This window comes from Embleya sp. NBC_00888 (assembly GCF_045207655.1).
In the GTDB taxonomy this organism is placed as follows: Bacteria; Actinomycetota; Actinomycetes; order Streptomycetales; family Streptomycetaceae; genus Embleya.
Genome location: NZ_CP108785.1, coordinates 2,847,474 through 2,872,155, shown reverse-complemented (window position 1 = coordinate 2,872,155; position 24,682 = coordinate 2,847,474). Strand labels below are relative to the sequence as shown.

General features: G+C 70.2%; 20 protein-coding genes. 6 read left to right on the top strand and 14 right to left on the bottom strand.

Annotated features, from left to right (window positions below; translation table 11 throughout):
• The first annotated feature begins 258 nt into the window (after window positions 1–258).
• Complete coding sequence (locus OG948_RS46925; protein ID WP_406300656.1) at window positions 259–2,130, top strand: hypothetical protein; 1,872 nt, start codon at window positions 259–261, stop codon at window positions 2,128–2,130.
• Window positions 2,131–2,570: 440 nt separating this feature from the next.
• On the opposite strand, the gene OG948_RS46920 is transcribed toward OG948_RS46925, so the two are convergent.
• Together OG948_RS46920 and OG948_RS46915 are read right to left on the bottom strand one after the other, a co-directional pair.
• Entirely contained in the window at window positions 2,571–3,863 is a 1,293-nt protein-coding gene (locus tag OG948_RS46920; protein WP_331771144.1) for a hypothetical protein, read from the bottom strand.
• The gene (locus tag OG948_RS46915; protein ID WP_078980120.1) at window positions 3,863–4,690 is read right to left on the bottom strand and encodes a ParA family protein; all 828 of its coding nucleotides are present in this window, start codon (window positions 4,688–4,690) and stop codon (window positions 3,863–3,865) included. Before OG948_RS46915 ends, OG948_RS46920 begins: the two co-directional genes overlap by 1 nt.
• Before the next feature lie 4,919 nt (window positions 4,691–9,609).
• Here OG948_RS46915 and OG948_RS46910 point away from each other — a divergent pair.
• Entirely contained in the window at window positions 9,610–10,437 is an 828-nt protein-coding gene (locus tag OG948_RS46910; protein ID WP_331771143.1) for a sugar nucleotide-binding protein, read from the top strand.
• 454 nt (window positions 10,438–10,891) lie between these two features.
• Here OG948_RS46910 and OG948_RS46905 read toward each other — a convergent pair whose 3' ends face one another.
• Window positions 10,892–11,287: a RidA family protein gene (locus OG948_RS46905; protein WP_331771142.1), complete on the bottom strand. Its 396-nt coding sequence runs from the start codon at window positions 11,285–11,287 to the stop codon at window positions 10,892–10,894.
• Between the two features lie 149 nt (window positions 11,288–11,436).
• On the opposite strand from OG948_RS46905, the gene OG948_RS46900 reads away from it, so the two are divergent.
• Window positions 11,437–12,411 carry a WYL domain-containing protein gene (locus OG948_RS46900; RefSeq protein WP_331771141.1) on the top strand — a complete coding sequence of 325 codons (975 nt, stop codon included), beginning with the start codon at window positions 11,437–11,439 and terminating at the stop codon, window positions 12,409–12,411.
• A 421-nt stretch (window positions 12,412–12,832) separates the two neighbouring features.
• On the top strand, window positions 12,833–13,411 hold the full coding sequence (locus tag OG948_RS46895) for a GNAT family N-acetyltransferase (protein WP_406300655.1): 579 nt from the start codon (window positions 12,833–12,835) through the stop codon (window positions 13,409–13,411).
• A 335-nt stretch (window positions 13,412–13,746) separates the two neighbouring features.
• Here the strand turns inward: OG948_RS46895 and OG948_RS46890 are convergent, their stop codons facing one another.
• From OG948_RS46890 to OG948_RS46865, 6 genes are all read right to left on the bottom strand, one after another.
• Window positions 13,747–14,151 (bottom strand): RidA family protein, encoded by a 405-nt coding sequence (locus OG948_RS46890; RefSeq protein ID WP_331771139.1) that lies wholly within the window; start codon window positions 14,149–14,151, stop codon window positions 13,747–13,749.
• A 105-nt stretch (window positions 14,152–14,256) separates the two neighbouring features.
• A complete protein-coding gene (locus OG948_RS46885) occupies window positions 14,257–15,366 on the bottom strand; it encodes an MFS transporter (RefSeq protein WP_331771138.1) in 1,110 nt (369 codons plus the stop codon).
• 617 nt (window positions 15,367–15,983) lie between these two features.
• On the bottom strand, window positions 15,984–16,490 hold the full coding sequence (locus OG948_RS46880; RefSeq protein WP_331771137.1) for a hypothetical protein: 507 nt from the start codon (window positions 16,488–16,490) through the stop codon (window positions 15,984–15,986).
• Complete coding sequence (locus OG948_RS46875; RefSeq protein ID WP_331771136.1) at window positions 16,487–16,927, bottom strand: RNA polymerase sigma factor; 441 nt, start codon at window positions 16,925–16,927, stop codon at window positions 16,487–16,489. Before OG948_RS46875 ends, OG948_RS46880 begins: the two co-directional genes overlap by 4 nt.
• A gap of 281 nt (window positions 16,928–17,208) precedes the next feature.
• The gene (locus OG948_RS46870) at window positions 17,209–17,736 is read right to left on the bottom strand and encodes a DUF3995 domain-containing protein (RefSeq protein ID WP_331771135.1); all 528 of its coding nucleotides are present in this window, start codon (window positions 17,734–17,736) and stop codon (window positions 17,209–17,211) included.
• A gap of 254 nt (window positions 17,737–17,990) precedes the next feature.
• A complete protein-coding gene (locus tag OG948_RS46865; protein WP_331771134.1) occupies window positions 17,991–18,620 on the bottom strand; it encodes a DUF3995 domain-containing protein in 630 nt (209 codons plus the stop codon).
• Window positions 18,621–18,851: 231 nt separating this feature from the next.
• Between OG948_RS46865 and OG948_RS46860 the strand changes: the two genes are divergently transcribed.
• Together OG948_RS46860 and OG948_RS46855 are read left to right on the top strand one after the other, a co-directional pair.
• Window positions 18,852–19,739: a M23 family metallopeptidase gene (locus OG948_RS46860; protein ID WP_331771133.1), complete on the top strand. Its 888-nt coding sequence runs from the start codon at window positions 18,852–18,854 to the stop codon at window positions 19,737–19,739.
• Window positions 19,740–19,936: 197 nt separating this feature from the next.
• Complete coding sequence (locus tag OG948_RS46855) at window positions 19,937–20,440, top strand: nuclear transport factor 2 family protein (RefSeq protein ID WP_331771132.1); 504 nt, start codon at window positions 19,937–19,939, stop codon at window positions 20,438–20,440.
• A gap of 113 nt (window positions 20,441–20,553) precedes the next feature.
• Here OG948_RS46855 and OG948_RS46850 read toward each other — a convergent pair whose 3' ends face one another.
• From OG948_RS46850 to OG948_RS46830, 5 genes are all read right to left on the bottom strand, one after another.
• Window positions 20,554–21,003 (bottom strand): hypothetical protein, encoded by a 450-nt coding sequence (locus OG948_RS46850; protein WP_331771131.1) that lies wholly within the window; start codon window positions 21,001–21,003, stop codon window positions 20,554–20,556.
• Window positions 21,004–21,282: 279 nt separating this feature from the next.
• Entirely contained in the window at window positions 21,283–21,756 is a 474-nt protein-coding gene (locus OG948_RS46845; protein WP_331771130.1) for a DUF3291 domain-containing protein, read from the bottom strand.
• A gap of 88 nt (window positions 21,757–21,844) precedes the next feature.
• The gene (locus OG948_RS46840) at window positions 21,845–22,765 is read right to left on the bottom strand and encodes a helix-turn-helix domain-containing protein (protein ID WP_331771129.1); all 921 of its coding nucleotides are present in this window, start codon (window positions 22,763–22,765) and stop codon (window positions 21,845–21,847) included.
• A gap of 175 nt (window positions 22,766–22,940) precedes the next feature.
• Window positions 22,941–23,069: a hypothetical protein gene (locus OG948_RS46835; protein ID WP_331771128.1), complete on the bottom strand. Its 129-nt coding sequence runs from the start codon at window positions 23,067–23,069 to the stop codon at window positions 22,941–22,943.
• 199 nt (window positions 23,070–23,268) lie between these two features.
• Window positions 23,269–24,507 carry an amidohydrolase family protein gene (locus OG948_RS46830; RefSeq protein ID WP_331771127.1) on the bottom strand — a complete coding sequence of 413 codons (1,239 nt, stop codon included), beginning with the start codon at window positions 24,505–24,507 and terminating at the stop codon, window positions 23,269–23,271.
• Window positions 24,508–24,682: the final 175 nt, after the last annotated feature.

Below are 24,682 nucleotides of genomic sequence, written 5' to 3'. Positions count from 1 at the left end.
AACCGAACAGTGAGACCCAGCCGTTCCGGTACTTCCACGCGCCGAACGGTCGGGTCAGGCACACCTCTTTCTCTTCACCAGCTTCAGGAGCAGATCATACCTGCGATCCCCGAGGCAGGCCCAGTGCTGTCTTCAGCCAGGTCCTTGCCCTCTTCAAGTGTGCCCGAATCCTCTGGATTCACGATGCAGGCTCGGGTCCGCGCCGCCTTGCGCGCCGCACGCGTTCGCGTCGGTGGTGCCCGAGGCGTCGATCCGACCATGCCGGACTCGGTCCGCCGTGCCTCCGTCAAGGTCCCGCTGTGTGTGGTGACCGGCGAGGCGTACAGCGACCTGGCCTTCGTCTTCGCCGCCAAGGTCGGCCATCTCGCGGCCGGCCCGAACCAGCCCGGCTGCATCGCCGACCTGACCACCATCGCCCGCTACCTGGGCCTGACCGTGCGCTCGGTGACCCAGCCCGACGGCCGGGTCGCGCTCAAGGCCCCGTCGTCCCTGTACGCCGCGCAGAAGCAGCTCACCGCCGGCGAGGAACTGACCGTCGTACGCCGCACCAAGCCCTCCGGTACCGGGACTTCGGCCGTTCGCCGGCTGCGCACGCCGGAGAAGGGCGAGCCGTGGGTGATGGTGCCCGTGGCCCTCCTGGGCGCGGTGCCACACCGGCACGCACGGGCGTACGCGGTCATCTGCTATGCCCGGGCCCGGGGGCACCACCTGACCTACGCGGAGCTCGCCGATGTGCTCCGGCACCAGTCCGGCCGCCGGATCGGCGAGCCGGTGAGCGTTCGCGCAGCCCGCGGCGTGGTCTCCGATCTGGAACGTTGGGGCTGGGTGGAGGTGGGCCGCCGCGAAGGGTGGCAGGGCCGCAACATGCTCGTGCCGCTCCGTCCGTTCGAGCACCCGAGCGACCACGAGTCGGCGGCGACCGCGGGTGTGGACACCGAGACGGTCGAGGCGGTGGACATCTTCGCCGGAGATTTTTCCGAGGAGGGGGCTGCGGAGGGCACTCGAGCGGAGAGCGCGGAATTCTCCGCGGACGGCAGCGCGGAAGAGACGGGGGGAGAGCCTGCGAGGGAGTTCGGTGCAACGAGCGAGGCGAGCGGGATCGCCGAGCCCCTCGGGGCGGTCGGGGCGGTCGAGACCGTCCGCGACATGGCCGCGGGGGAGTCGCGAGCGGCTGCCGCGATGCTTCCCGCGGCGCGTTCCGCGATGCCCTCGGAGATGACTTCGCGAACCGGTGTCGTGGGCCCGTCCGAGTCGCCCCGGAATGGTATTTCGGCAGGTCGGAGCCTATGTGCGGAGGGTCAATGGACGTCGGGTGCGCAGGGGGTTGGGACCTCCGTCACGTATAAGGAAGACACTCCGATTGACCTACAGGTGAACGCGAACTCCCGAGGGGGTTCCGCCCGAAGGGCGTCCTGCGGAGTAGACGGGCGCGAGCCCGCGACAAGCCCACGATCGGCTTCCGCGACGACGCCTGCGCATGGAGCGCCTTCGGCGGAACCCCGTCGAACTCGACACGTGACGGCGTCGAACCACCGGACCACCATCTCCGCGACGGCGGCGAGGGCGTTCGCCGGAATCGGCCCGCTGGTGGCCAGGATGAGCACCGGACAGCGGATTCTCGCCGCCGGTCTGGTGGACCGGGCCGTGGCCGAAGTCGGCGACGCGGACCGGGTCTTCGCCCGGCTGGCGGACCGCTGGCGGACCCAGGAAGGGGCCGTCCGGAACCCCATGGGCTGGCTGGACGGTCGAGGGCTGGCCCGGCGTGGATGCGCCGACCCGAACTGCGAGGACGGCCGCCTGTGGCTGCCCGCGACCGGTCCCGGCGTCGGGGTGGCCGGCGACCCGTACGCGTGCCGCAACTGCGCCCGCCAGGACGAGGATCGGCGGGCTGCGGCGGACGACCGCTTCGGTGCCGAGCGGCGTGCCGCGTACCGGTCCCGGCAAGTGGAGGCACCGGTCGTGACGGCCCGACGCGCGCCGGCTCCGGCGCCGATCGGCACCTGCGACGACTGCGACCGGGCCGTTCGGGGGCTGCGGGAGGACCGGGTCTGCGCCGAGTGCCGTGAGGACCGGGAGGCCGCGGCCGAGGTTGCGGGAAGCGCGCTCCGAGCCCTTCAGTCGGCGTTCTGAGCGTCTTCGGGGCAGCCGGCGGGAGTTCGGTGGCCACGGGGTCCGTGATGGCCTCAGCGGGCCGCTCAGCGACTTGGCGGTGATCGGGCGAGGCGACGCGGGGCGGCGTTTGGCTTTGGGAAGGAAGCTTCCGGGCGCTGATGAATCGGGCGAACGGGATTATTCGGGCGGGTTGTTCGTGTGGCGGCCCGGTGGCTGGGGCATGCGGACGGCGGAGTGAGGCTCGACGCGGTCCCGAGTTTGATGCTCGGGCTCGGGCTTTGGCCGGGGCCCGCGTTCGGGAAGCCGAGGGGGCGTGGCCGGCGATCGTGCGGGGAAGGCACGTGGGCTGCGGCTCGGTCGGGTTCGGCGCTTGCGTGCCCGTGCTCGTGGAGGCGCACATGAGTGCGCCGTCGGCGAGCACGGGGGACTGGATGGCCTCCGTGCCCGCCGACGGCGGGTTACTGCTGGGGCGAGAAGATCTCGGGGCGGCCGAGGGCGCCCTCGGCGTCGAGTCGTTCGAGGAACAGTTCGACGGCGGCCGAGAACAGGTACACGACCAGGCCCCGCTTCTCGGTCGCGGTGAGCTCGGTGTCGAGGTCGCGCGCGAGTTCGTACACGGCCGGGCTGACCCGGTAGCTGGAGGACTGGCTCGGGTCGGTGATACCGCCCCTGGCACGCAGGAACGAGCGGATCATCTCGATCTGCTCGTCGTTGTCGTCGGGGAGTTCGAGCAACGCGGCGTTGAGGTAGTGGCCGAGGGCCAGCCGCCGGTTCTGCGACGAGCGCTTGTCGGCTGTGAGCCGCTTGCCCAGGCGTGCCTTGACGTCGGGCAGGAGCCGGAATCCCCAGGTCTCCCAGCCCTTGGAGTTTATCCGCGCGTCGAGAAAGCTATCGAGCAGCGACGCGTGCGCCGACTGCCCGCCGGCACCGTTCCCGACCGTGGTCGGCGCGGCGGGTGCCGGAGCGGGAGCGCTGCGCCGAGGGGCGCGGGCGGCCGGGGCCTTGGCGGGGGCGGATGCCTTCGCCGGCTGGGGAGCCGGGGTCCGAACCGGCTCCGGGGCACGGGGGGTGGTTTCGGCAACCGGGGCGGGGGCGGGGGCTCTTGCGGGCTCCGGCTCCGGCTGCGGAGTCGGCTCGGGTGACGGTTGGGCGGTCGGGTGAGCGGTCGGGTGGGGAACCGGCTCGGGCTCGGGCTCGGGCCGGGCCGCCTCGGGCCGGGCCGCCTCGAGGTGAGGTGCCGGGGTGGGAGCGGGCTCGGGCGTGGCTTCGAGCCGGGGGGTCGGGGTGGCGGCCACCGCCGGCGGTTCCGGGGTCGGCTCCGCGGCCACGGACTCGGGCTCGGGCGTCGGGGTGGGCTCGGCAGCCGCGGCCGCGACCGGCTCCTGCGCAGGCGAAACCGTGGCCTCGGAGGCCTGCGGGGCCTCCTCGCGCGCGGCCGCCGGGGCGGGAGCCTCCTCGACGGCGGGCGCCGCGGCGGCGTGTACCGGCTCGGGTTCGGGGGTGTGAGCCGGCTCGGGTTCGGGAGCCGGTACGGCGGTTGCCGCGTTCTTGAACGGCGGCCCCGAGGTCGTACCGGCGGACGCGCCGCCGCCGCCCATCTGTGCGAGGAGCGCCGCCGTCGAATCGGTGCCCGAGTTGAGGAAGCTGCCGTTCATGGCGTCCTGCAGCGCAGCCGCCAGGACCGACGACTGAACGGCGGGGGCCTTCCGGGCTTTGGCCCTCGACTTGGGCGCGGGCTTCTCGTCTGTCATCAGGCTGCCTGCTTCACACGGTCGAACAGTTCGATGGCCAGCTCGGTGTAGGCAACGCTCGCGGCGATGTTCGGTTGCTCTATGCAGACGGGGCGCCCGATCTCGTACGCCTGCGAGATCCGGCTGTCCCGCCGGATCTGCGTCTGGAAGGGGTCGAGGCCGTAGTCGGCCAGCCGCTGCTCGACCTGGTCGTCCTCGCTGGTGCGGCGGGACGGGGCATTGGCCTTGTTGATGACCGTGCCGAGGAAGCGCGGCTCGCACTCACCGAGGGTGCGCTCGGAGGTGGCCGCCGTCAGGCCCTTGATCACCGCGGCGCCCTGGACGGTCGCGTACAGCGGTTCGCACACCGCGACCACGAAGTCGGCGGCGGCGAGGGCGACGGCGGACAGGGCGCTGACGCTGGGCGGGGTGTCGATCAGGATGATCGTGGGGGTACGGCGGATGGGTTCCAGGATGCGCCGCAGGATGCCGGTGGTGGAGAAGTCCATCCCGGCGATCTTGCGCTCCGCGTCGACCATGGTGCTCTGTACCGAGCCGAAGAGGCTGAGGCTGCCGGTGGTCTCGAACGACTTCAGCAGTTCGCTGCGGTCGAAGATCATCTCCGGTACGTCGGGCGTCATGCCGTTCAGCTGGGCGTACAGCGCGAAGCCGACCGAACGCTGGGGCTGCGGGACCACGCCGAGCGCGACGCCGGCCTGGGCCTGCGGCTCGAGGTCGACCACGAGGGCGTGAAAGCCGTTGATCGCCAGAGCGCTCGCGAGGTTCACCGTCGTCGTCGTCTTCCCGGGACCCCCCTTCTGGCTGGCCACCGCCACTACTGCACCCATCGTGCGTCCTCTCCAGGTAGAGCGGCCGAACGCCTGCGGGAGCCGGGTTTCTGCCCGGTGGCCTGTCAGAGCCGTCCACTGCACCTGACAGGGAAGACGACGTACCTCCGGGGTAGCTGCTCGATACTTCCGTCGGAAGCCCGAAAACGCAACGAACCAGGATCTAGCGGGCAGAACCTTCAAGACGTCCTTGAGGGGTCCGACCTAAGTTTTGTCTGTCAGGTTAGCAGCGGAATCCCAAAATTCACTGTGACACTCGAAAAACCCACCCGTATGTCCCGGTTAACCCGTTTGGTCGGGCGAATCAGAGCCCCCAACAGACTCTTTTGGCGCACGAATTGCCGATCGAACTCTCGATTTATGGGGCACCCGTTCGACATATCGAGACACAGGCCGAATCGTCGACCTGGACGATCCCTCGGACACCCCTCGAACGGGCCGGCGCCCACCCCCCGGACGGACGCCCCACCCCGCACCCGAGCCCCCGATTGACCGGTCGGGTGACACACCCACCCCACCACCGCAGCTCGTCGTCCCTCGACCAGCCCCCGACCGGGCCCCCGGAATCACCCGAGAGGGGGCCCGGTCGGGCGTGTCGCGACTTCGACGGTCGCGTCGGGCACCGGGCAACACGTCCGCGGTTCCGCCGGGTTGGCGAGGGTGGCCGGCACAGCCGGGATGGGTTCCGCGGGTGACGCGGCTCCCGGCAACCTGGTGATTGGACGGGGCGAGCGTGGTCGAGCGTGTGGGTCCCGGGCCCGCCCACGCGCGGGCCGATCGGGTGAGCGGACGTCGGAACCAGCCGCCAAGCCGGCCGAGCGACGGCCTGCCGGAGGCGCCTCGGTCGCGGTGAAGTCGCGTCACGCTCGATCCGCGGCCGGGCAGGCCGGCCTCCGGGGACGGCCGGCACTGCGGCCTTCGCGCAGGAAGGACACGCACCCGGACCCGGACTCGGACCCGGCAGCGGTGCACGCCTGCCGGCTCCGACGCACGGCCCTGCCCCCGAGCAACCCCCGACGGAACGGATCAACAACCCGAAGCGGCCCCACATCCCGCCGCCCAGACCGGACCCGGGCAAGAACAAGCCGCAGCCGAGCACCCGCAACGGATGCGAGTCCCGGCGGCCCAGGCACGCGGCCCGGAACACCACAGCACCACACGGACGCTACGAACATTCCGACTCCGGGGGCCCACCCGAGAAGCCGCCCGACGCCACCACGAGCACGCACCGTCGAGCCGACCCTCAACCAATGCGGTCCTGGGCCGCACCGTCGACGGCGGTGTCCCGTGCCGGATTTCGGTGTCGAGGCCGGGTCCGGGATTCGAAGGGTCGCGCTCGCACCGCTGGGGAGTGCGAGTCCGAATCCGAGACCGAGACCGAGACCGAGTGCGTGTCGTTTCGGCGCGGAGGTCGCAGTGCCGGCCGTCTCGGGAAGCTGTCGAGCGGCTGTTGACGCGAGGGCCGGGCGCGGCCGCGGATCGAGCATGCCGCGACCCGGGCACGGCCGGGGCACGATCGGCCGGTCCGGTGGACCCGGGACCCAGATTCTCGACCATTCCCACGCAGTCCAATCACCAACTCGACCCGCATTCCATCCGCGCTTTCATATGCCGACCGCCCGTCGTTCCGCCCGGTGATCGGTTCGACCTGACGCCGGTCGGTCCGTCCGCCGTCCTGCTTGCGTGCCGTCCCGTCGCGTTATCCGGCCGCTCGCCCGGGTGTCGGTCCGTCGTTCTGCCGGGCCCGCCGCCGCTTCGTCCGCCGATCGAGCGCTGGGCCGATGGTTCCGCCCGTGCGGTCATCGGCCCGTTCGTCCGTCTGCCCGTCCGCCGGTCGAACTTGCTGTCGTGCGCTGGGCGGAGCGCTCTGTCGAGCGTGAGGGCCGTACGGCGGTCGCCCCCATGCTCGGATGTGCGTTCCGCCCGTCCGGGCCGCCACAGAGGCGTTGAGGGGCCGTCCCGGCCGTGGAGCCGCACGCGCGTCGTGAGCTTGCGTGTGTCGGCCGTCCGCCGAGTCGATGACCGACCCGAACGTGTACCCCTCCGCCTGTCGGTCGTTCGCGCGCGGCGTCGATCGAGCGTCCCGCCGCATCGGCCGCACAGCGCATCGGCCGCACAGCGCGCCGGCCGTTCCGCGATCCGTAGGCGGGTTGGTCGCAAGGCCGGTTGCTCGCAAGACTGTCGGATCGCGCCGTATGCAGGCCCGTCCGGAGAGGCGACCGTCCGCCCGACGGCCCGTGGACCAGCCGATCGACCGGCCCGCAGGCACACCCGGTCGGCCATCCGCCCATCGTTCCGACCGCAGACCCACCGCCGGTCAGGAAGAGCGATCCGGCCGTAGACCGACCCCTCCGCCCGGCCATCGTTCCGAAGTTCCGCCCACCCGCACGTGCACCCAGCGATCCGTGCGCCCGAGCGCCGATCCGCCCGTACGTCGATCCATCCGTGCGCAGGCCCATCCGTCGATCGTTCCGTCCGCATGCTCATCCATCCGCACGCCCGTCCCACCCAACACCCGTCCACCCAGGCATCCGCCCGCACGGGCACCCACTCACCCGCCCACTCACCCACCCGCCCACGCAGCCATCGATCCGCAGACCCACTCATCCGCCCGCCCGCCGATTCGGCCGCCCGCCCGTACATCCACCGTTCTGCACGAAGGCACACCCCTACAGCCGCCCATCCGAAGACACACCCGTCCGACCGCACACCGGCCCAACCGCCCGCACGTTCATCCGTGCATCTGTCGATCGTTCCATCCATACGCACGCCGATCCATCCACACAGCCGCCGTGCCATCCGAACGCCCACCCATGCGAACACCCGCCCCTACGTCCGACCATCCACCCGCACACAGGCACAGTCATAGCAACACCCACACCCACATCCGACCATCCGCCGACACATCCGACCGCACGCCCGACCACCCGATGTGACACCCATAGAGCCGTGCACCCGCAGACCGATACGTACGCCCGGCCGCAGAGCCACCCATTGATCCGTGCGCCCGACCACAGACTCACAGACCCGTCCACACGCCCGAGCGTTCACCCGCACATCCATCGCGACAGACGCCCGCACACCCGCCCGCACAGCCGCCGTTTTAGTGTTGCAGTATCCCAAACATGCTCCGCTTCATAGTAATGAACATGCCCAAGAACACTTGCACGCACCTATACTCATGCAGCTTGACGAACATCTCTATGAGCACAACACGCACTATGTCCTGGCACATATTCCGCTCTAGCTTTCGCAACAGTCTCCGTTGCACGAGTTGTGAACTTGTGAAACATGCAGGTCGGAGGCCCTGTATGCATGTGGGCGGTTATCCTCAAGCTTCGTTGCCCCGTCCACGTGAGTCGTTCCGCAAACATCAGCCGAATGTGTCTCCAGGCGCAGGTCATTCGTCAATCCCCACTGAAAGTCGGTAGGTGAACGGCTGGCCCCACTCTTCACCAAGTTCGCCTTCGGGCGGCCACTCCAGCGGGGACTCGTACATGCCGCCGACGTCACCTACCCCAACCCCAGCCTCGGGTAGCCGATGTCATGGAAGCCCCCTGTGAAGAACATCTGAAGGCTGCCGTCGGACCGTGGACAGGCGATGCGCTTCAAGGCCACGAGGCTCTCCCCGGCGTGGTCACGGCTGAAGACTACGCGAGCCCGACTGCCCTGAGCCCCGGGGAATGTGTGCACAAGGACTGTTCCTGATGGGGAAAGCCATCATCGGCCTGCGCACGCATCCCACCTCTGACGCGCCCGGACGAGCAAACCAAGTACCCGACACGCCTCCGACGAGCCTGCCTCGATACATCGCGGGAGGCCCTTCGGCGTGAACCCGGTGCGCACATCCGCCCACTGCCATGCGGCCCATCACCCGCGGAGCCCAGCCGACGAGGGCGGTTCAAACAACGACGGCGCTGTCACCGGCACCGCCACCACCGCTGCCATCGCCCGAACCCGCCCCGGATAAGACAGACGCGGCTTGCGGCGGCGGCCGTCGCCCGACTACTCCGGCCCACTCCCCCATCGCTCAACCCCGTCCGACCCACCACCGGACCCACCACCGGACCCACCACCGGAGCAATGATCGAGCGCATCCACGCACCTCCAGCCGGCAGAGCGCCGGGTCACGCCGAGGGCGCGCACCCGCAGGTACCCGGACCACGAACCCAGCCCAGGGTCGAACGCCACCGAAACACCCGCCGCCACCCCCGCCGGTTCCACGACCCGCACCCCTGCGTTTCGCAGGGGTCGCGGCCGTAGCAAGGTTGACGAGGGCAACCGCCCGATCGCAGGCAAGATCGAGGGGGTCGGTCCCTCACCGGCTCGCCCGAAAGACTCCGTGCCCAGCAGTTCGTCTCGACAACGCCGGCCGGACCGCGATGACAACAATGAGCCGACCCCGGCCCGGCACCGAGAGGGCGGAAGGACGTCTTCGATGTCGCGCACCGTGGCACGAGCGCGCGTGGATTGGGGATTCGGATCGCCTCGGCGTCCACCGGTTGTTGCTGCCCCGAACCCGAGCGCCTGCGAGAACGACGTTCGGCGGCCATACTCGGCAACAGGTTCAGGCCGGCGTGCGTGATCGTGTTCCTTCGGTGAGATTCACGGAAGAAACCCGATCACCAGCTCGCGGACCCCCTCTGACCTGCGCTTTTGTTCGAATTCTCGCGTGCGGCGCGATCTGCCGTTGCCCGGGGTGATTCCCTGCGTTCCCTCAGATCAGGCCCTCAGAGCGCCATCTGACGCATCATCGCAGGTCAGAGCCTTGTCCTGGAGGCCGTGAGGATGCCTGGCTTGATCCGATGTGACCGAGTAGCCGACTTGGTCCTTGAGCGCCGGGGTCGGCTCCGCCGAGCGTCGGATCGTCCCGGCAACCGGGTGACGTGACGCAACGCGGGACCGTAACGTGGCGGATCATGAACATCCTGATCGTAGGCGGCAGTGGCTTCCTTGGCCGTGAGTTGGCCCAGCAGGCAGCGACAACCGGGTACGCCGTGACGGCAACCTTCGCCACCACCGCCGGTGACATCCCCGGTGTTCACTGGCTGTCCCTGGACCTGTGCCGCAGCGAGGAGATCACCTCGGCGCTCGGGCAGGCCCAGCCGGACGTCGTCATCAACGCGGCGTCTCGCAAGGCCGACTGGGCGACTACGGCCGACGGCGCGATCCGCCTGGCGATGGCCGCCACCCGGCACGGAGCCCGGCTGGTGCACGTATCCAGTGACGCCGTTTTCTCCGGCACCGTAATTCGCTATCACGAATCCGCCACACCGGATCCGATCACCCCCTACGGGGCCGCGAAGGCTGCGGCCGAAACGGCGATCCGGCTAATCGCCCCGGCTGCCGTCATCGCCCGCACCTCGTTGATCATCGGCGGCGGTGGTTCCGAGCACGAGGCGCTCATCCACGATCTGGCCACCAGGCGACGCAATGGCGTGCTGTTCACCGATGACATCCGGTGCCCCGTCCATGTCACCGACCTCGCCCAGGCCCTTCTCGAGCTGACCATCTCCGATCACACCGGCGTGTGCCATCTCGCCGGGTCGGACGCGATCAGCCGTCATGAACTCGGTGTCCTGATCGCCGACCGCGACGGACTGGACTGCACCCAACTGACCGCCGGCCGCCGCGCCGACACCGGTCCCCCGGGGGCACTGGACGTCCGCTTGGACAGCACCCGGACGCAACGCACGTTGCACACCACGCTGCGCGGCGCCCGCGAATTCCTACGCCGCGAGCAGTGACGCGTACGTCTTTCCACGCTCTGTGCCAGGCGTACGTCCGTCACCGACCTCCGACGAGCCAACTCCGTTTTCAGCGGCCCCAATTCGAGCGCTCATGGGCCGGATTGCACTGCTCGGGCACACCTGAGTCATTGCACCCATGGCGGCTTGTTGTCCGCCGCCGGTGCGGACGTACGGATCCCCGGGGCGATCCCTGACTCGGAGGACCTTCGTGGCTTTGCGCCCCAAGCAGACTGGGCTCAGGCGTACACGGCTCCCCGGACACCGTGGCGCTGACGTATGTCGAGCAGCGGGCACCGGGCGAACGTCTGCGCGCGGCGGTCCTAGTGCCGTAGACGTCGAGGCCAAGTCGAGGCCATGGACGCCGATTGTCGCCGTCCCGAGCATCGGCAATCATCCGCGCCCCTGCTGCTCGTGTTCGACGGGCACGAACAGCAGGGGCGGCGAAGTCACATCACGCGACGGCGGTTCCCTCGAGTTCGACCATCTGGCCGGGGATCGCCAGTCGCGTCACCCCGAGCATCGTGGTGGTCGGTGCCACCCCGGCGGCGCCCAATCGCGCCGCCAGCCCGCCGTAGTGCTGGAAGAGCAGATCGACGTCGGTGGTGTAGACGTTGAGCCGGATCAGGTTCGCGAGGGACATGCCGGCCTCGCCGAGTACGGCCTCCAGGTTGTCGATGCTCAGCGTCAACTGCGCCGCCATGTCACCGTCGTGCTGGGGCTTGCCGTCGCCGTTCATCGCGGTCTGTCCCGAGATGTACAGGGTCCGTGTGTGTCCGGAGACGACCTCACCCTGGTTGAACCCCATGTCCACCGACCATGTCACCGGGTTGACCGCCGTTCGTTCCATTGCTTCGTCGCTCCATTCGATTCGATTCGATTCGATTCATGGGAGTGCGTACGTCCATCGGCTCGGTAGCCGCCGGCTTCGACGTCGCGTTGACGAGCCTCCCAACAAATCACGACACCCTTGGTCATGTATTTCGTTAGAGTTCTCGCATGCGCGCCGACCGATTGGTTTCGCTGGTGCTACTGCTGCGCCAGCGCGGGCGGTTGACCGCGGACACGCTGGCCCGCGAGTTGGGGGTATCAACCCGCACTGTGCTGCGTGACATCGAGGCGCTGTCCGGGGCCGGCGTTCCGGTCTATGCCGAACGCGGCCGGCACGGCGGTTTCGCGTTGTTGCCCGGTTTCCGGACCGAGCTGACCGGACTGAACCACGACGAGGCCCTTGCCTTGTTGACCGCCGGATCGGGGCGCGGCGAGCTGGTATTCGGCCTCGGCTCGGCGCTCGCGTCGGCCATGCGGAAGGTGGTCGACGCGCTGCCCGAGGGGCACCGGGCCACCGCGAGCGACGCGGCTCAGCGATTTCTCGTCGACCCGGAGACCGACCTGCTCTCACGACGGCTGGTCGCCGATGACGTACCCGACACCACAATGATCGAGATTCGGCGCGCGGTGCTCGCCGGACACAAGTTGCGCATCCACTACGCGGCCACCGGCCAGGAGCCACAGTGGCGCACGGTGGACCCGATCGGCCTGGTCACCGTACGCGACCGGGGCTATTTGCTGGCCACGAGATCCGGCGCGGACCGCACCTACCGGTTGTCGCGGGTGTTGGCCGCCGAGGAACTCCCCGAGACGGCACAGCGGCCGGACCGGGTCGATCTGGACCGGGCCTGGCAGGAACGCAGCACGCGGTTTCGGACCGGCGGTGACCAAGTCGCCGTGCTGTTGAGGGTGAATCCGGCGCGACGGGAGGAGCTGGTGGGCACCGCGCTGGCCATCCTCGCCGAGGAAGCCGACGCAGACGGCCGGCTGCGGCTGGAAGTGACCTTCCAGGATTCACGACACGCCGAATGGGCCCTGTGGCAGCTCGGCATGGACGCGGAAGTCCTGGCCCCGCAAGCGCTACGCGTCGCTCTGCGCAACCGCGCCGCCGCGATGGCCACCCGCTACGGAGACCCACTCTGAGCCGGGGGCTCCAGTGAGCTGCGTGTTGTGGCCGGCGCGATCCGGGGCGCGGGGAACGCCGGGCACGATCGGGTGGCGGGCGGTGTCGCGGACGTTTCCTCGCGAACCCGGGGCGATACCGCGCAGCGCTCCGAACAGAACAGGGCCAACTGCCTTGGTGAGCCGGTGAGTACGTTCATCGGGTCTGCCGCCGATCTGGTGACGTGGTCGGATCGGCTCCTGGGGAGGACGCGGGTGCTGGGGACGTCGAGCTTGGCCCGGCCGTATCCGGCTCGTTCGACCTCGACTTGCGCCTGGTGATCGGCCTTCGGACAGCGCGGCGTCGCTCGGCGTCTCCTCGCGCGGGCGCTCGTGCGGATGGGGTTGGAACGGGTCGTGGTTCTTCTGTACTTCGTTGCGGGGAGTCGGTCTGCGAACGATCATGGCCGTCATGGCGCAACCGAGGCAGGTCATCGAATGTGGAGACTTTGTTCTGCGACGCTGGCGGGGGGAGAGCGACTTCGCTCCCGCCTTCACGTTGATCGAGGAGTCTCTGGAACATCTGCGCCCCTGGGAGCCGTGGGTCGCCGGCCACAGTGAGGAGACCACCCGAGGCCTCCTGGCGAAGTCCGAGGCGAGGTGGGAGAGCGGTGACGTGTACAACTACGCCATTGCCAAGGACGGCACCCCCATCGGCATGTGCCAGACCTCCCGCGGGACCGAGCCCCAGGGTCGGCGCATCGGGTACTGGCTGCACCCTGCCGCCACCGGACAGGGCATCGCCACGAGGGCGACCGCGGCCCTGATAGCCGAAATGTTCACCATGCCGGACGTGGAATACCTGGAAATCGCGCACGACTTGGCCAACACCTCCAGCGCCGCCATACCGCGCCGGTTGGGCTTCACCGAAATCCGGCGTGAACAGGCGAGGCCGCCCGTAGCGCCTGCCGGCACCGGGATCGACGTGGTCTGGCGGCTGAACCGTCCCACGCCGCCCGTCGACGGCACTCGCCGCCCCTGATATGCCGAGACCACCGAGCTCGGTTCCCGGCTCTTCGGGACCAACGCGACGTCCCCGTGGGCGCCATCCGGAAGTGCGGGTCCGCTTGTCAATGCGTTGGACGGGGGAGAGGGCGAGCCAGGGTTCGGGGCTTGGCGGCCTATTGGTCCCGGTGCTGGTCTTGGCCGGTGAGCATGGTGATCAGGCTGTGGGGTGTGTTGGGGCCGAACATGAGTTCGTGGAGGTCGGCGCCGTCGGTGGCGCCTTCGGCGCTGCAACGTGCGTGGCCCGGCACCCCTGGGGGTGCCGGGCCACGGCTTTGTAGGTTCGGGTGAGTCCAATTGGACTCGGATTTGTCAGGGGCGGACGGCGACCGCGTCGACTTCGAAGCGCATGTCGGGCAGGGCCAGGGCGGCGACGCCGAGGAGGGTTTGGGCCGGGGGCTTGTCGCCCCAGATGCGGGTGATCACCGTGAGGAGCGCTTCGAGCTTTGCGTGGTCGTGGTCGACGATGTACGTGCCGAGGCGGGCTACGTCCTGGAAGCCCAGGCCTGCTGCGGCCAACGCGGTGCCCAGGTTGGTGAAGGAGCGTTCCACCTGGGCCGCGAAGTCCGACGAGTCGACCGCGCCGGTTTGGTCGGAGCCGTACTGGCCGGCGATGAAGACCAGGTCGGGATTGGGCGCGTCGACGACGTGGCTGTAGCCGAATGCCACCGGGTTGTGCAGGTCGGCCGGGTTGGTGATGGTGATGGAGCTGCTCATGATCTGGTTCTCCCAGGTGTGATGGTGGTTCCGGAATCGGTGTTTCCGGAACCGGTGTTCGGAGCTGGTTGTTCGGAACCGGTTGTTCGTGCGGTGGGTGAGGCGTCACCGGTCCGCGGTCGGGCGGCGGGCGGCGGCCGCGGTCAGGGCGGTGAGGAGGGCGAGCGCGGCGCCCAGCCACGGGGCCGCGGCGGTGGCGATGTTGTCCACGGCGAGGGCGCCGAGGAGGGCTCCGAGGGCGATGGACAGGTTGAAGACGGCGACGAACAGGGACGTTGCCGCTTCGGTGGCCTTCGGCGCCGCGGTGAGCATCCAGGTCTGCAGGCTCACGGGTACGCCGCCGTAGGCGAGGCCCCACACGATCAGCAGGGCGATGCCGGCTGCCGGGACGTCGTGCAGGAGGGCGAGCAGGGTCAGGGCGACGGTCAGGGTGGTGGTGATCGCGAGGAGCGTGCGCCGGGCGTCGCGGGAGGCTCGGGTACCCGCCGCGAAGTTGCCGGCGACACCGGCCACGCCGTAGCCGAGGAGCAGGACACCGATCAGGCCGTCGTCGACGCCGGCCACGTCCCGCAGGATGGGGCGGACGAAGGTGTACGCGACGAAGTGGCCGGTGATCAGCAGGAACGTGAGCGCCAGCCCCGCACGTACGCCGGGGTTGTCGCGGCCGAGCCGGGACAGGTCGCGGAACGTCATCCGCCGGGCGGACGCTTCCGTGGGCAGCGGTGGCAGCAGGAACACCAGAACCACGAGGGCGACCAGGCCCAACGCGCCGACGGCAGCGAAGGCGGTGCGCCAGCCGGTGAGTTCGCCCATGAAGGTACCTGCCGGGACGCCCAGTACGGACGCGGTGGACACGCCGCCGAAGACCACGGCGGTGGCCCGGGCGACCTGTGCCGGGGGTACCAGGCGCAGGGCCAGGCCGCCCGCGATCGCCCAGAAGCCGCCGACACCCACGCCGACCAGTACGCGGGCGACCAGGACCACCGCGAAGTTCGGCGCCGCGGCGCAGGCCAGGTTGGCGATGCCGACCAGGGCGATCAGCGCCGCGAGCAGTACGCGGCGATCCAGCCTGCCGGCGGTCACGGCGATCACGGGAGCGGCGAACGCGGCGACGATTCCGGGGGCGGTGACCATCAGGCCGGCCGTGCCCTCGGAGACGTCCAGCGTGGTTCCGACCGGGGTCAGGAGGCCGACGGGCAGCAGCTCGGAAGTCATGAGGGAGAAGATCCCGAGCGCGACGGCGCCGACGGCGAGCCAGGCGCGGAGCATCGACGGGGGAGATGGAGGTGGCGTGAGCGAGGGGGGCGGTGGTGTGGGAGGTGGTGGTTGCGGGGGTGTGGCGGGATGGGACCGAGGTCGGGTTTCGGTATTGGTTCGGGGTTTCGTTTCGGACCGGTCTCGGGTGTGGAGCTCGGAGTCGGTGTGGGGTCGGGGGTTCGGGATCTGCTTATTCACGATGTTTGATATCCAGAATCTAGATTGTCGGACATCCCATGACGAGAGGGGGATGCGGGCAGGGTTGCCCGGGTCGGCGGATCCGCAGAAGCGGGAGGCCGGTGCCGTGCTGCCGTGGTCTTATTCTGGACCTTCTCTATCCAGAATTCAAGTCTCGCTCCGGATCCGGCCCACTCGGCTCTTCGCTCCTCTCCTCACTCGCACCTCCGGTCCATGTCTCGGCCCAGTGCCGCCTCCTGTGGCAACGCGCCCAGCGCGGCGATCCGGGCAACCGACTCCGGTGGCTCGTGCACCATGAGCGGAATGCCGAACAGGCCGCGGTACAAGGCGAGTTCATCGAGCGAGCCGGATCCGGTGAATCGTGCCGTCGGCCCGGGTCAGGGGATGGTGACGGCTTGGTTCAGGCGGGTCAGGGCTTGGTGTAGTTCGCGAGTGGTGCCGATGGGCAGGATGGCTGCTCGGCCGGGGACTCGTACGCCGCCGGTGAGGGCGACCCTGGTGGTGTCGCCTTCCGGTACGGCCGCCATGCCGATGATCACGAATCGGCTTTGCAACCAGCACCAGCCGGGGCGCAGGACGCCGTCGAAGCGGGCCCGCATGCCGTAGCGGCTGCGCGCGTGGGCCTCGACGCGGTCGCCTTCGCGTCGGGTGACCCGTACGTGGCGCATGTCCGGTTGGAACCGACCGAAGCCGTCCTCCAGGTCGCCCATCACCGCCCAGACGTCGGCGAACGGCGCCGGGATCACGCCCTCGACGACGCGCGCGCCGGGGATGCCGGCGGTCAGCGCCCGGAGGCGGCCGACCGCGTCGACGAGGCCGGGGTCGATGTCGCCGGACTCGACGCCGCCGGACTCGACGCTGCGAGGGTCGAGTGGCTCGGTCATGCCGTCCACATCCTTCGGAATCCGGCCCGGGCGCGATGCAGCCGGGACTTGACGGTGCCTTCGGGTACGCCGAGCAGGTCGGCGGCGGTTTGTTCGTCCAGGCCCTCGACGTCGCGCAGGACCAGTACGGCGCGGTGCTCGGGAGAGAGCCTGGCCAGTACGTCGTTGATGTCGGCGGCGAGTTGGGGGTCGCCCGGTGCGGGGAGTTCGGTCGATTCGACAGGGGTGTCGCGGCCGGCGCGGCGGGCGATGCGGACCGCCTCGCGGGCCGCGATGGCACGGACCCAGCCGTACAGCGCTTCCGGTTCGTCCAGGGTGCGCAGCGCGCGGAAGACGACGACCAGGGTTTCCTGGACCGCGTCCTGGCGGGCGTCCAGGGCGATCGGGCCGCAGATGGTGGTGACGTAGGGGATCAGGTGATCGAGCAGGTCGCTCATCGCGATGGTGTCGCCGCGCCGGGCGGCGCGGGCGAGGGCGACGCCGCGCGTGCGACGGTCGGTTGCTTGGTCTTTGGGTGATTGCTCTCGGTTCGTTTGGTCTCGGTTCGTTTGGTCTCGGTTCGATTGGTCTCGGGTTGTTCGGTCTTCGGGTTTCGCGTCCGCGGTGGTTCGGTCTGCGGTGGTTCGGTGATGGGTCGGTCGGTTCTCGGCTGGTCGGTTTCGGGCTGTTCGGTCCTGGGCTGGACGGTCTTCGCTTCGGCGATCCGGCACGGTGATGATCATCTCCCGGTGACCCCGGCCCGGGGCAGTCGACGCGACGTGCGGCGGAAGCCGGTGAGTGCGAGCCGGGCGGCCGTGTATCCGAACGCCACGCATACCGGTGTGTAGACGATCAGGTTGAGGCGGTGGAACGTGCTGCCCGGGTCGGTTCCGATGCCCAATGCCCACACCGCACCCACCGTCGCCCGGACGGCGAGTCCGGCGGCGACCGCGGCGGTGACGAGCGCGGTGATCCGGCCGCCTCGGTCGCGGCTGTGCGCGTACACGCCGACGGCGCCGGTGCCGAGCAGTGCGCAGAGCGGCAGCAGGACGCGTGGGGTGAACGGGACGTCTGCGTTGAGGAGTCCCTGGGAGAGCGCCTCGGTGCTGTCGGCGGGCCAGGTCGGGCCGGCCGCCCAGAACGCGTGCAGCAGCGCATCGGCGGTGAGCAGTGTGGCGACGGCGGTACCGGCGCGCCTTCTGCCGGCGATGCCGGGTGTCGAGGCGCCCGGTGTCGTGGCTCCGGTGGCGGTGGTGGTGTTGTGCACGGCGAAGTCCCTTCTGGGCCGACGGGTTGTCGGCTGGTCGACCCGTCGGCCGGTCGACCCGGAGGCCGGTTGCGCGGGCGGGCGATTCGGCCGATCGGTTCGGACGGTCGATCGTCGGGAAGAGGACGTCGGGCGGGAAAAGGTTCCATGTGACGCCGGGCACACCTGCGGGCCGCACCTGCCGGGTACACCTGCCGGCACACCCGGGCACACCCGCCGGGCGCAGCCGTGTTCGAAGGCAGGTCCTCGGTCGGTCAGGTCGTCGTGGCGGGGCGTGCCGTGTGGCCGCGGTAGTAGGCCGTCGCGCGGCCGAGCAGGACGCCCCAGATCAGGAACCACGGGCTCCATAGGTACAGATGCCAATGGAAGGCGTGTGCGTCGAAGTCGTCCGGCCGGTCCAGGACACCGATCTCGATCAGCAGCGCGGTGCCGAACTGGATACCGCCGTACAGGACGAGCAGAGCCGTCGCGCCTCGTCCCGCCGTCAGCAACAGGCGTCGGGGCAGGGATCGTCGCTCCGGGTGGATCAGCGCGAGTGCCAGGAAGCCGGCCGCGACCTTGAGCACCCCCGTGACCAGGATGGTGGTCATGGCCAACGGGTCGTCGGCCCAGGTCAGTCGGGCCGCCCAGGTGCCCACGGTGTCGGCGCCGACGTGTCCGCCGAAACCCCAGTAGAAGCTGGGCAGTGCGAACAGCCACGCCGCGGCGCATGCGGCCCGGCCCGCGAGTACGCCTGGATCGACGGGGGCGTGCCGGTCCGTGCGCCGGTGTCGACGCGGTTGCTTCCGGGGCTTCGGGTCGTTGGCGGATGGATCAGGGGCCGACGGGTCGGGCGACGACTGCGTGTGGGGTGGGAGGTCGGCTGGATCGGCTCGGTCGGCCATGGATGTCTCGTCTCGCCCCCGGGTCATCGCGCCGGCTGTCGGGGTTGTTCCCGCCATCGCGCGTGCGCAGGCAGTCGATCGGTGATCCACGGCTCGGCGGGCGCCGGTTCGACGCGATCCGCGATAGGCCCTTGCCAGATGATACGTAATTACGTAACTTCGAATTATCGAAACTTCGGGTCCGATCGACACGACGCATCGACACGACGAGTCCACACGGGGAGCCGCACGATGCCTTTCCACAAGGCCGCCACGGCCATGAATCGCCTCTGCTGGATCGCGTTCTTCGCGGTCCTGGTGGCAGGGATGTACTACGGCTACTCCTGGATGTGGAGCTGGGTCCCGCTGGGGTTGATGATGGTCACCCAACTCCTGGTGAACTGGGCGCCGGACGAGCCGGATGGGTCGGTCGAGCCGGATGAGGCGGACACCGCCGCGAAGACCGGTGTCGGCGCCGGTGTCGAACCCGGCGCGAGGCCCGGCGTGGAGGTCGAGGCGCCGGTGTCCGGGCGATGGCGGGCGTTGAACAGCCCGGCCGACAAGGTGCCGAGTCATGGCACCAGGGCCTATGGGCAGGCGTACGCGATCGACATCGTCGCGGAGCCGGAGGGCGGGCGGGCTCGCCCGAGGTTCGGGTGGTGGCCGGTGGTACGGCGCAGCGGCGCGTTCCCGGGGTTCGGTCTGCCGGTGTCGGCGGTGGCGGACGCGACGGTGGTGCGGGTGGTCGACGGCCAACGCGATCACCTCAGCCGCAACTCGTTCCCGGCGCTGGTCTATCTGGTCGTCGAGGGCGTCTTCCGAGAGGTGGCCGATGCGCGTCGGCTGGTCGGCAACCACGTGATCCTGGATCCGGGCGACGGGGTGTACGCGATGTACGCGCACCTACGGCGTGGGTCGGTGGTCGTGCGGGAGGGCGAACGGGTGCGGGTGGGGCAGGAGTTGGCGCGTTGTGGGAATTCGGGGAATTCCAGCGAGCCGCACGTGCACTTTCAGCTCATGGACGCCGCCGACCCGACCGTGGCGCGCGGGATTCCGTTCACGTGGCGCGGGATCGGGGTGCCGTCGAACGACGAGGTCTTCAGCGCGTCGAGCATCCTCAGCCGGCCGGGAACGCCATGACCGGCCGCCGGAAGCGGTCCGGTTCCTCGACCCCCGTGACCCGGGGTGGTGACGGGAGGCAGTGAGGGCCGGGCCGGGCGAGACCGGGCGGGGCCGGGAGTGCAGGACCGGGGCGCACGGCGGCGCGGGAGTCGCAGGCGCAGCGCGATGACCGATTGCCGCCGGCATCGCGTGGGTTCGGTGACCACGATGGGCTCATGAGCACCGAGAACACGGTCCTGCCACCGACGCCCATGCCCGCGCCCGCTGCCGAGTCCGCGCCGGCCGCCGCCCCCGAACCCGGTGGCGCGCTCGCCGTCCTGGAGACCTTCTTCGCGGCCGAGGCCGCCTATGTCGCCGCCGGTGGTCGTCCGGGCGGGGCGAGCTTCGCGGAACTGGCCGCGTGCCTGGATCCGGACGTGGTCATGTACCAGTCGCCGGGGCTGCCGTATGGCGGTCCTCGCCACGGTCCGAGCGGGATCGAGGACTTCATGGCCGCGATGAGCGAGGCGTGGCAGGACATGGAATTCCTCGAACAGCGCTTCGCGGTCGACGGCGACTCGGTGGCGATCCTCAATCACGGCCTGCTGACCGCGCGCGCCACGGGCCGGGTTCTGGACACCTGGGTGATGCAGATGATCACCATCCGGAACGGACTGATCATCGAGATCCGCCCGTTCTACTGGGATACCAAGGCGGTGGACGCGGCTTTGACGCCGTGACCTGACGCCTCGATGCCGGTCGCGACATCGCCGCGCTCGGGTCCCTTCGGTGGGCGGGTGGGCCCGTCACGACCGAGGCCGGGCGGCGCGACCAGTCGGCTGCTCGGCTGTGCTCAGCTCTCGGTGAAGTAGGTGAACGGGGCGACCGACACGCCTTCGACGACTTCGCGTTCGTCGTCCTCGTCCGCGTCGGGGTCGAGCTCGGAGGCGTGCCGGGAGCCCATCGACCAGATCGCGAATCCCGCCCGGAACGCGTAGCCGATGTCGGTCTCGGTGCCGGTGTGGCCGAGGGCGGTCAGCTCGGCGACCACGTCGTCCAGGAACCGCCAGGTGAGTTGCACGTCGTCGAGGCGGACCTCGGTACCGGTGCCGGCCGAGTGGCCCAGTTCGACCAACTCGACGGTGTCGTCCGGCAGGTAGCTGATGACCAGGGCCGGCTCGGTGCGGTAGACGGCCTTCGATCGACCCGGTCCGTGGACCGGTTCGCCGGTCCTGGCCTCGACCTCGGGCCGCGCGTCACCGATCTCGACGAGCGCCACGCCGCGCCCGGGGATGATGTTCATGCGCGCCATCGTGCCGGCTCGGCCCCTGCGCCGCGGCTGCGGCCTCGGGCCTGTCTTCGATCTCTCGCCGAGCGTCACGACGCCGGCACCGCATCCGCCCTTCGGCTCCTCGCCGTGCTCACGCGGCGGCGCCCGACGGGAGATCGAGAACGGACGCGAGGGCCGGGCTCCGGTGCGGCTCCCGAGGCTCGGTGGAGGCGTACGGATGCCGACCCGTGGTCGCGAGCAGCCGCGGAGCCGGACAAGGCGTGCCCCGGACAGCCGCCTTGGTCGTTTCGGTCAGGCGACTTCCGCCGTCGCGGGCTCGGGGAAGCGGGTGCGGAAGGTGAAGGCGTGTGCGGTCGGGCCGTGTTCGCGCAGGTGGTCCAGGCGGCTCTTGCCTTCGGCGACGGTCGGGACGGTGCCGGCCGGGATCCACCACAGGACCTGCGATATCTCCGCGAGGTGCTCGAACCAGTCCTGGCGGCGGCGCAGGTATTCCAGGTGGCCGCTGCGGTAGACGAACTCCCAGAGCCGGTCCGGGGTTTCCCACACCGACATGGTCACGATGGTGTCGGCGTCGTACGGGCGGACGTCGGTCGCGTCGGGAACGCCCTCGTCCTCGCCCTTCATCCGCCAGACGAAGCCGGGCGCGTGGTCCGCGAGTTCGTTCACCGGATCGAGGCCGGCGACGAAGTCGACCATGGTGGGCGTATCCAGGGGGGCGAGCATCCGCGCGACGTTGAATTGGGCGATGTGATGTGTCGAGGGCATGAGGTCACCTCACCAGGTCCCGAGATATATGTCAACGAAAATTGTTTTTAGAGATTGCGGGGGTGCCGAGGAGGGTGGATCGGGCGGATCAGTCGACCGGCCCCCGCCCGTTCGCCTCGTTCGCCGGCCCCGAGTTCGCGGCCCGTCGCCCTTGCGCGGTCTCCTCCGCCGACCGCTCGACCACCACGCAGCAGCGTCCCGGCACCGAGTCCAACCTGGCCCGATGCTCGGCCGCGCCCAGGCCGTCGAGGAGCCCCTCCACCAGGGCCAGGTTCATCCCGCACACCAGCGGCGGGAAGTCCTCGGCCAGTTGGTGGAAGGGGCAGTTCCGGAGCAGGATCCGGGACGTTTCGTGCGGCTCCTCGGGCGTCGCCGGGACGTCCTGATCGGCCCGCTCGTGCTGCGGCTGCGGCTGCGGGTGCGGCTCCGGGCCCGAGGCCGGGTTCGACACCGCGTCCGGGACCGGCTCGTATCCGCGCGCCGTCAGCGCCGCGACCACCCGATCGTGCTCGTCCGTACCCCGCGTACCGTCCGTGTCATCCGTGTCGTCCGTATCGCTCGCGCCACCCGCGGTCGGCCCGCCCAGCGCCCTCCCGGCCAGCCGCCCGGTGTCGTACGCGGCCGCGTGCACCGCCCGATCCGCGCCCGCGCGCTCGACCGCGTCCGCCAGGATCTGCCCGGCCGTGTCGTAGGCGCGCGGTGGCAGGCTCACGCTGGTCTCGATCGTGCTGCGGCGGTACAACTTCGCGGGTCGGCCGGCGCCGGGCCCACCCTTGCCGGCGGGCCGTGCGTACTCGGTGCTGAGCAGGCGTGCCTCGGCGAGCTTGTCCAGGTGGAACGCCGCGAGCGTGCGCTGGATCCCGACCGCGTCGGCCGCCTCGGCTCGCCCGACCGCGCCCTCGGCGGCGGCGATATAGCGGTACAGGGCCCGGCGTACCGGGTCGGCGAGCGCTCCGACCGTGTCGAGCGCGTCGTCACCGGGTGGGGGAGGGGAAGAGAGGTCGGACACAACCGGAGTGTAGGCGAGCCGGTGGAGGGGACCTCGGGACGGTGGGGCGAGCGGGGCCGGCGCGGGCCGCCCGAAGTGCGGAGTCGGGCGCGTGGCTGCGGATGCGGCTGACGGTTCGGGTGTGGGTTCGGGTGCGGGTGCGGGTGAGCGTACGGGGCGCGCCGTTCCCGCCCGCTCAGCCGAAGTCGAGTTCGCGGATCGGGGCCGACTCGCCGTCCCAGGTCCGGGCAACCTCGCGGATCATCGCGAAGAAGTCGTCGACGACGTAGCCGAGCTGGTCGACGGAGCGGATCGCTGGTGCCATGGGTGCTCCCGGGTCGGATCCGATCTGTGGGGGACGGCGGGCAGGGGAATGGGCGGGTACGGAGCGGTCGGGGGCGGGCGGTCGTGATGGGTGAACGGGTGCGTGATCGCGGTAGGCAATCGCGCGGTCGGGCGCTCGGGGAGGCCACGCACCCGGGAGGCCAGGCGTCCGGGAGATCAGGCGTCCGGGGACACCCCGCTCACCGCCCCGGCCAAGCCCCCGCGACCAGCTCGCCGCCTTTGAGGACCGCGCGGGGTGGCCGGTCGGCCAGGACGCCGATGTCGGTCGTCGGGTCGCCGTCCAGGATCAGCAGGTCGGCGAGCCGGCCCGGTTCGACGCGGCCGAGGTCGTCGCCGCGTCGGGCCAATTCGGCGCCGTTGCGGGTCGCCCAGCGCAGGACGTCGAGCGGAGTCACGCCCGCGTGCTCGGTGTACAGGCGCAGCTCCGCGCCGTACATCCCGTGCGGGAAGCCGATCGCGCCGTAGTCGTCGCCGAGCACGAACCGCACGCCGGCGGCCTGCGCCTTCGGGATCATCGCGTACATGTGGTTCAGGTCGGCCCTGATCGCGTCGGCGGCGAAGCCCAGTCCCGAGCCCATGAAGCCGAGGAAGTGCTTCGGGAAGTGCAACGAGGGCACCACGAACGCGCCGGTCTCCACGAGCGCGGCGATCACCTCGTCGTCCATCTCGTCGCAGTGGTCGACGATGTCGATGCCCAGTTCGAGCGCCATCATGATGGCCGGCTTGTTGACCAGGTGCGCCCGGATCAGCACGCCGCGCTGATGGGCCGCCTCGATCGCGGCGGCCAGTTCCGCACGGCTCATCTCGATCCGGTCCTTGGGCGCGGTGGTGCCGTGCCCGCCGGTCACGAACAGCTTGATCACGTCCGCGCCGCGCTTGATCTCCTCGCGTACGCCGAGCCGGAAGCTCTCCGCGCCGTCGCACAACCGCACCGCGCCGGAAGCGCCCATCCCCCAGTGCCACGGGACACCGTCGTTGGAGTGCCCGGTGGTGGACAACTCGCGCGAGGAGGCCCAGAACCTCGGGCCGGGGATCAGCCCGTCCTCGATCGCGCGCTTGACGCCGCCCTCGACGTCGTTGGACCCGCCCGCGCCGACCACGCCGGTGTAGCCGAGTTCGAGCGCGGTGCGCAGGTTCCGCGCGGCGATCAGCGCCTGGTAGGAGGGCGGGTACTCGTTGCCGTACGGCGTGTTCGGCTTCGAGCCCAGCTCGTGGTAGGTCGCGTGGAAGTGGCACGTGAACATGCCGGGCATCAGGGTGCGTCCGGCCAGGTCGACGAGTACGTCGCCGTCCTGCGGGTCGGGCCGCTCGCTTCGCACGGCGACGATCCGCTCGCCCTCCACCACCACCGTGCGATCGGCGACGGCGGCGTTGGTCCCGTCGAGCAGGTTGGCCCCGGTCAGTACCAGACGAGTCACGGCAGACCTCTCTCCCGCCACGGGAAATGACACAGCGTCAGATGCGGCGTGCAGCCATGTATGGCAGAGGCGCCGACAGGAGACAAGAGCCATGCCCGCCGACGGCACCGGACGGGCCGGCGCAACGGGTCGGGTCGGCCGGGTGGGCCGGATCGGTCAGGTTGGTTGCCTGGAT

Coding starts and splice junctions, on each gene's coding strand:
- OG948_RS46925 (WP_406300656.1), top strand. CDS start 259: ATGCCGGACTCGGTCCGCCGTGCCTCCGTCAAGGTCCCGCTGTGTGTG.
- OG948_RS46920 (WP_331771144.1), bottom strand. CDS start 3,863: ATGACAGACGAGAAGCCCGCGCCCAAGTCGAGGGCCAAAGCCCGGAAG.
- OG948_RS46915 (WP_078980120.1), bottom strand. CDS start 4,690: ATGGGTGCAGTAGTGGCGGTGGCCAGCCAGAAGGGGGGTCCCGGGAAG.
- OG948_RS46910 (WP_331771143.1), top strand. CDS start 9,610: ATGAACATCCTGATCGTAGGCGGCAGTGGCTTCCTTGGCCGTGAGTTG.
- OG948_RS46905 (WP_331771142.1), bottom strand. CDS start 11,287: ATGGAACGAACGGCGGTCAACCCGGTGACATGGTCGGTGGACATGGGG.
- OG948_RS46900 (WP_331771141.1), top strand. CDS start 11,437: ATGCGCGCCGACCGATTGGTTTCGCTGGTGCTACTGCTGCGCCAGCGC.
- OG948_RS46895 (WP_406300655.1), top strand. CDS start 12,833: ATGGCCGTCATGGCGCAACCGAGGCAGGTCATCGAATGTGGAGACTTT.
- OG948_RS46890 (WP_331771139.1), bottom strand. CDS start 14,151: ATGAGCAGCTCCATCACCATCACCAACCCGGCCGACCTGCACAACCCG.
- OG948_RS46885 (WP_331771138.1), bottom strand. CDS start 15,366: ATGACTTCCGAGCTGCTGCCCGTCGGCCTCCTGACCCCGGTCGGAACC.
- OG948_RS46880 (WP_331771137.1), bottom strand. CDS start 16,490: ATGACCGAGCCACTCGACCCTCGCAGCGTCGAGTCCGGCGGCGTCGAG.
- OG948_RS46875 (WP_331771136.1), bottom strand. CDS start 16,927: ATGAGCGACCTGCTCGATCACCTGATCCCCTACGTCACCACCATCTGC.
- OG948_RS46865 (WP_331771134.1), bottom strand. CDS start 18,620: ATGGCCGACCGAGCCGATCCAGCCGACCTCCCACCCCACACGCAGTCG.
- OG948_RS46860 (WP_331771133.1), top strand. CDS start 18,852: ATGCCTTTCCACAAGGCCGCCACGGCCATGAATCGCCTCTGCTGGATC.
- OG948_RS46855 (WP_331771132.1), top strand. CDS start 19,937: ATGAGCACCGAGAACACGGTCCTGCCACCGACGCCCATGCCCGCGCCC.
- OG948_RS46850 (WP_331771131.1), bottom strand. CDS start 21,003: ATGAACATCATCCCCGGGCGCGGCGTGGCGCTCGTCGAGATCGGTGAC.
- OG948_RS46845 (WP_331771130.1), bottom strand. CDS start 21,756: ATGCCCTCGACACATCACATCGCCCAATTCAACGTCGCGCGGATGCTC.
- OG948_RS46835 (WP_331771128.1), bottom strand. CDS start 23,069: ATGGCACCAGCGATCCGCTCCGTCGACCAGCTCGGCTACGTCGTCGAC.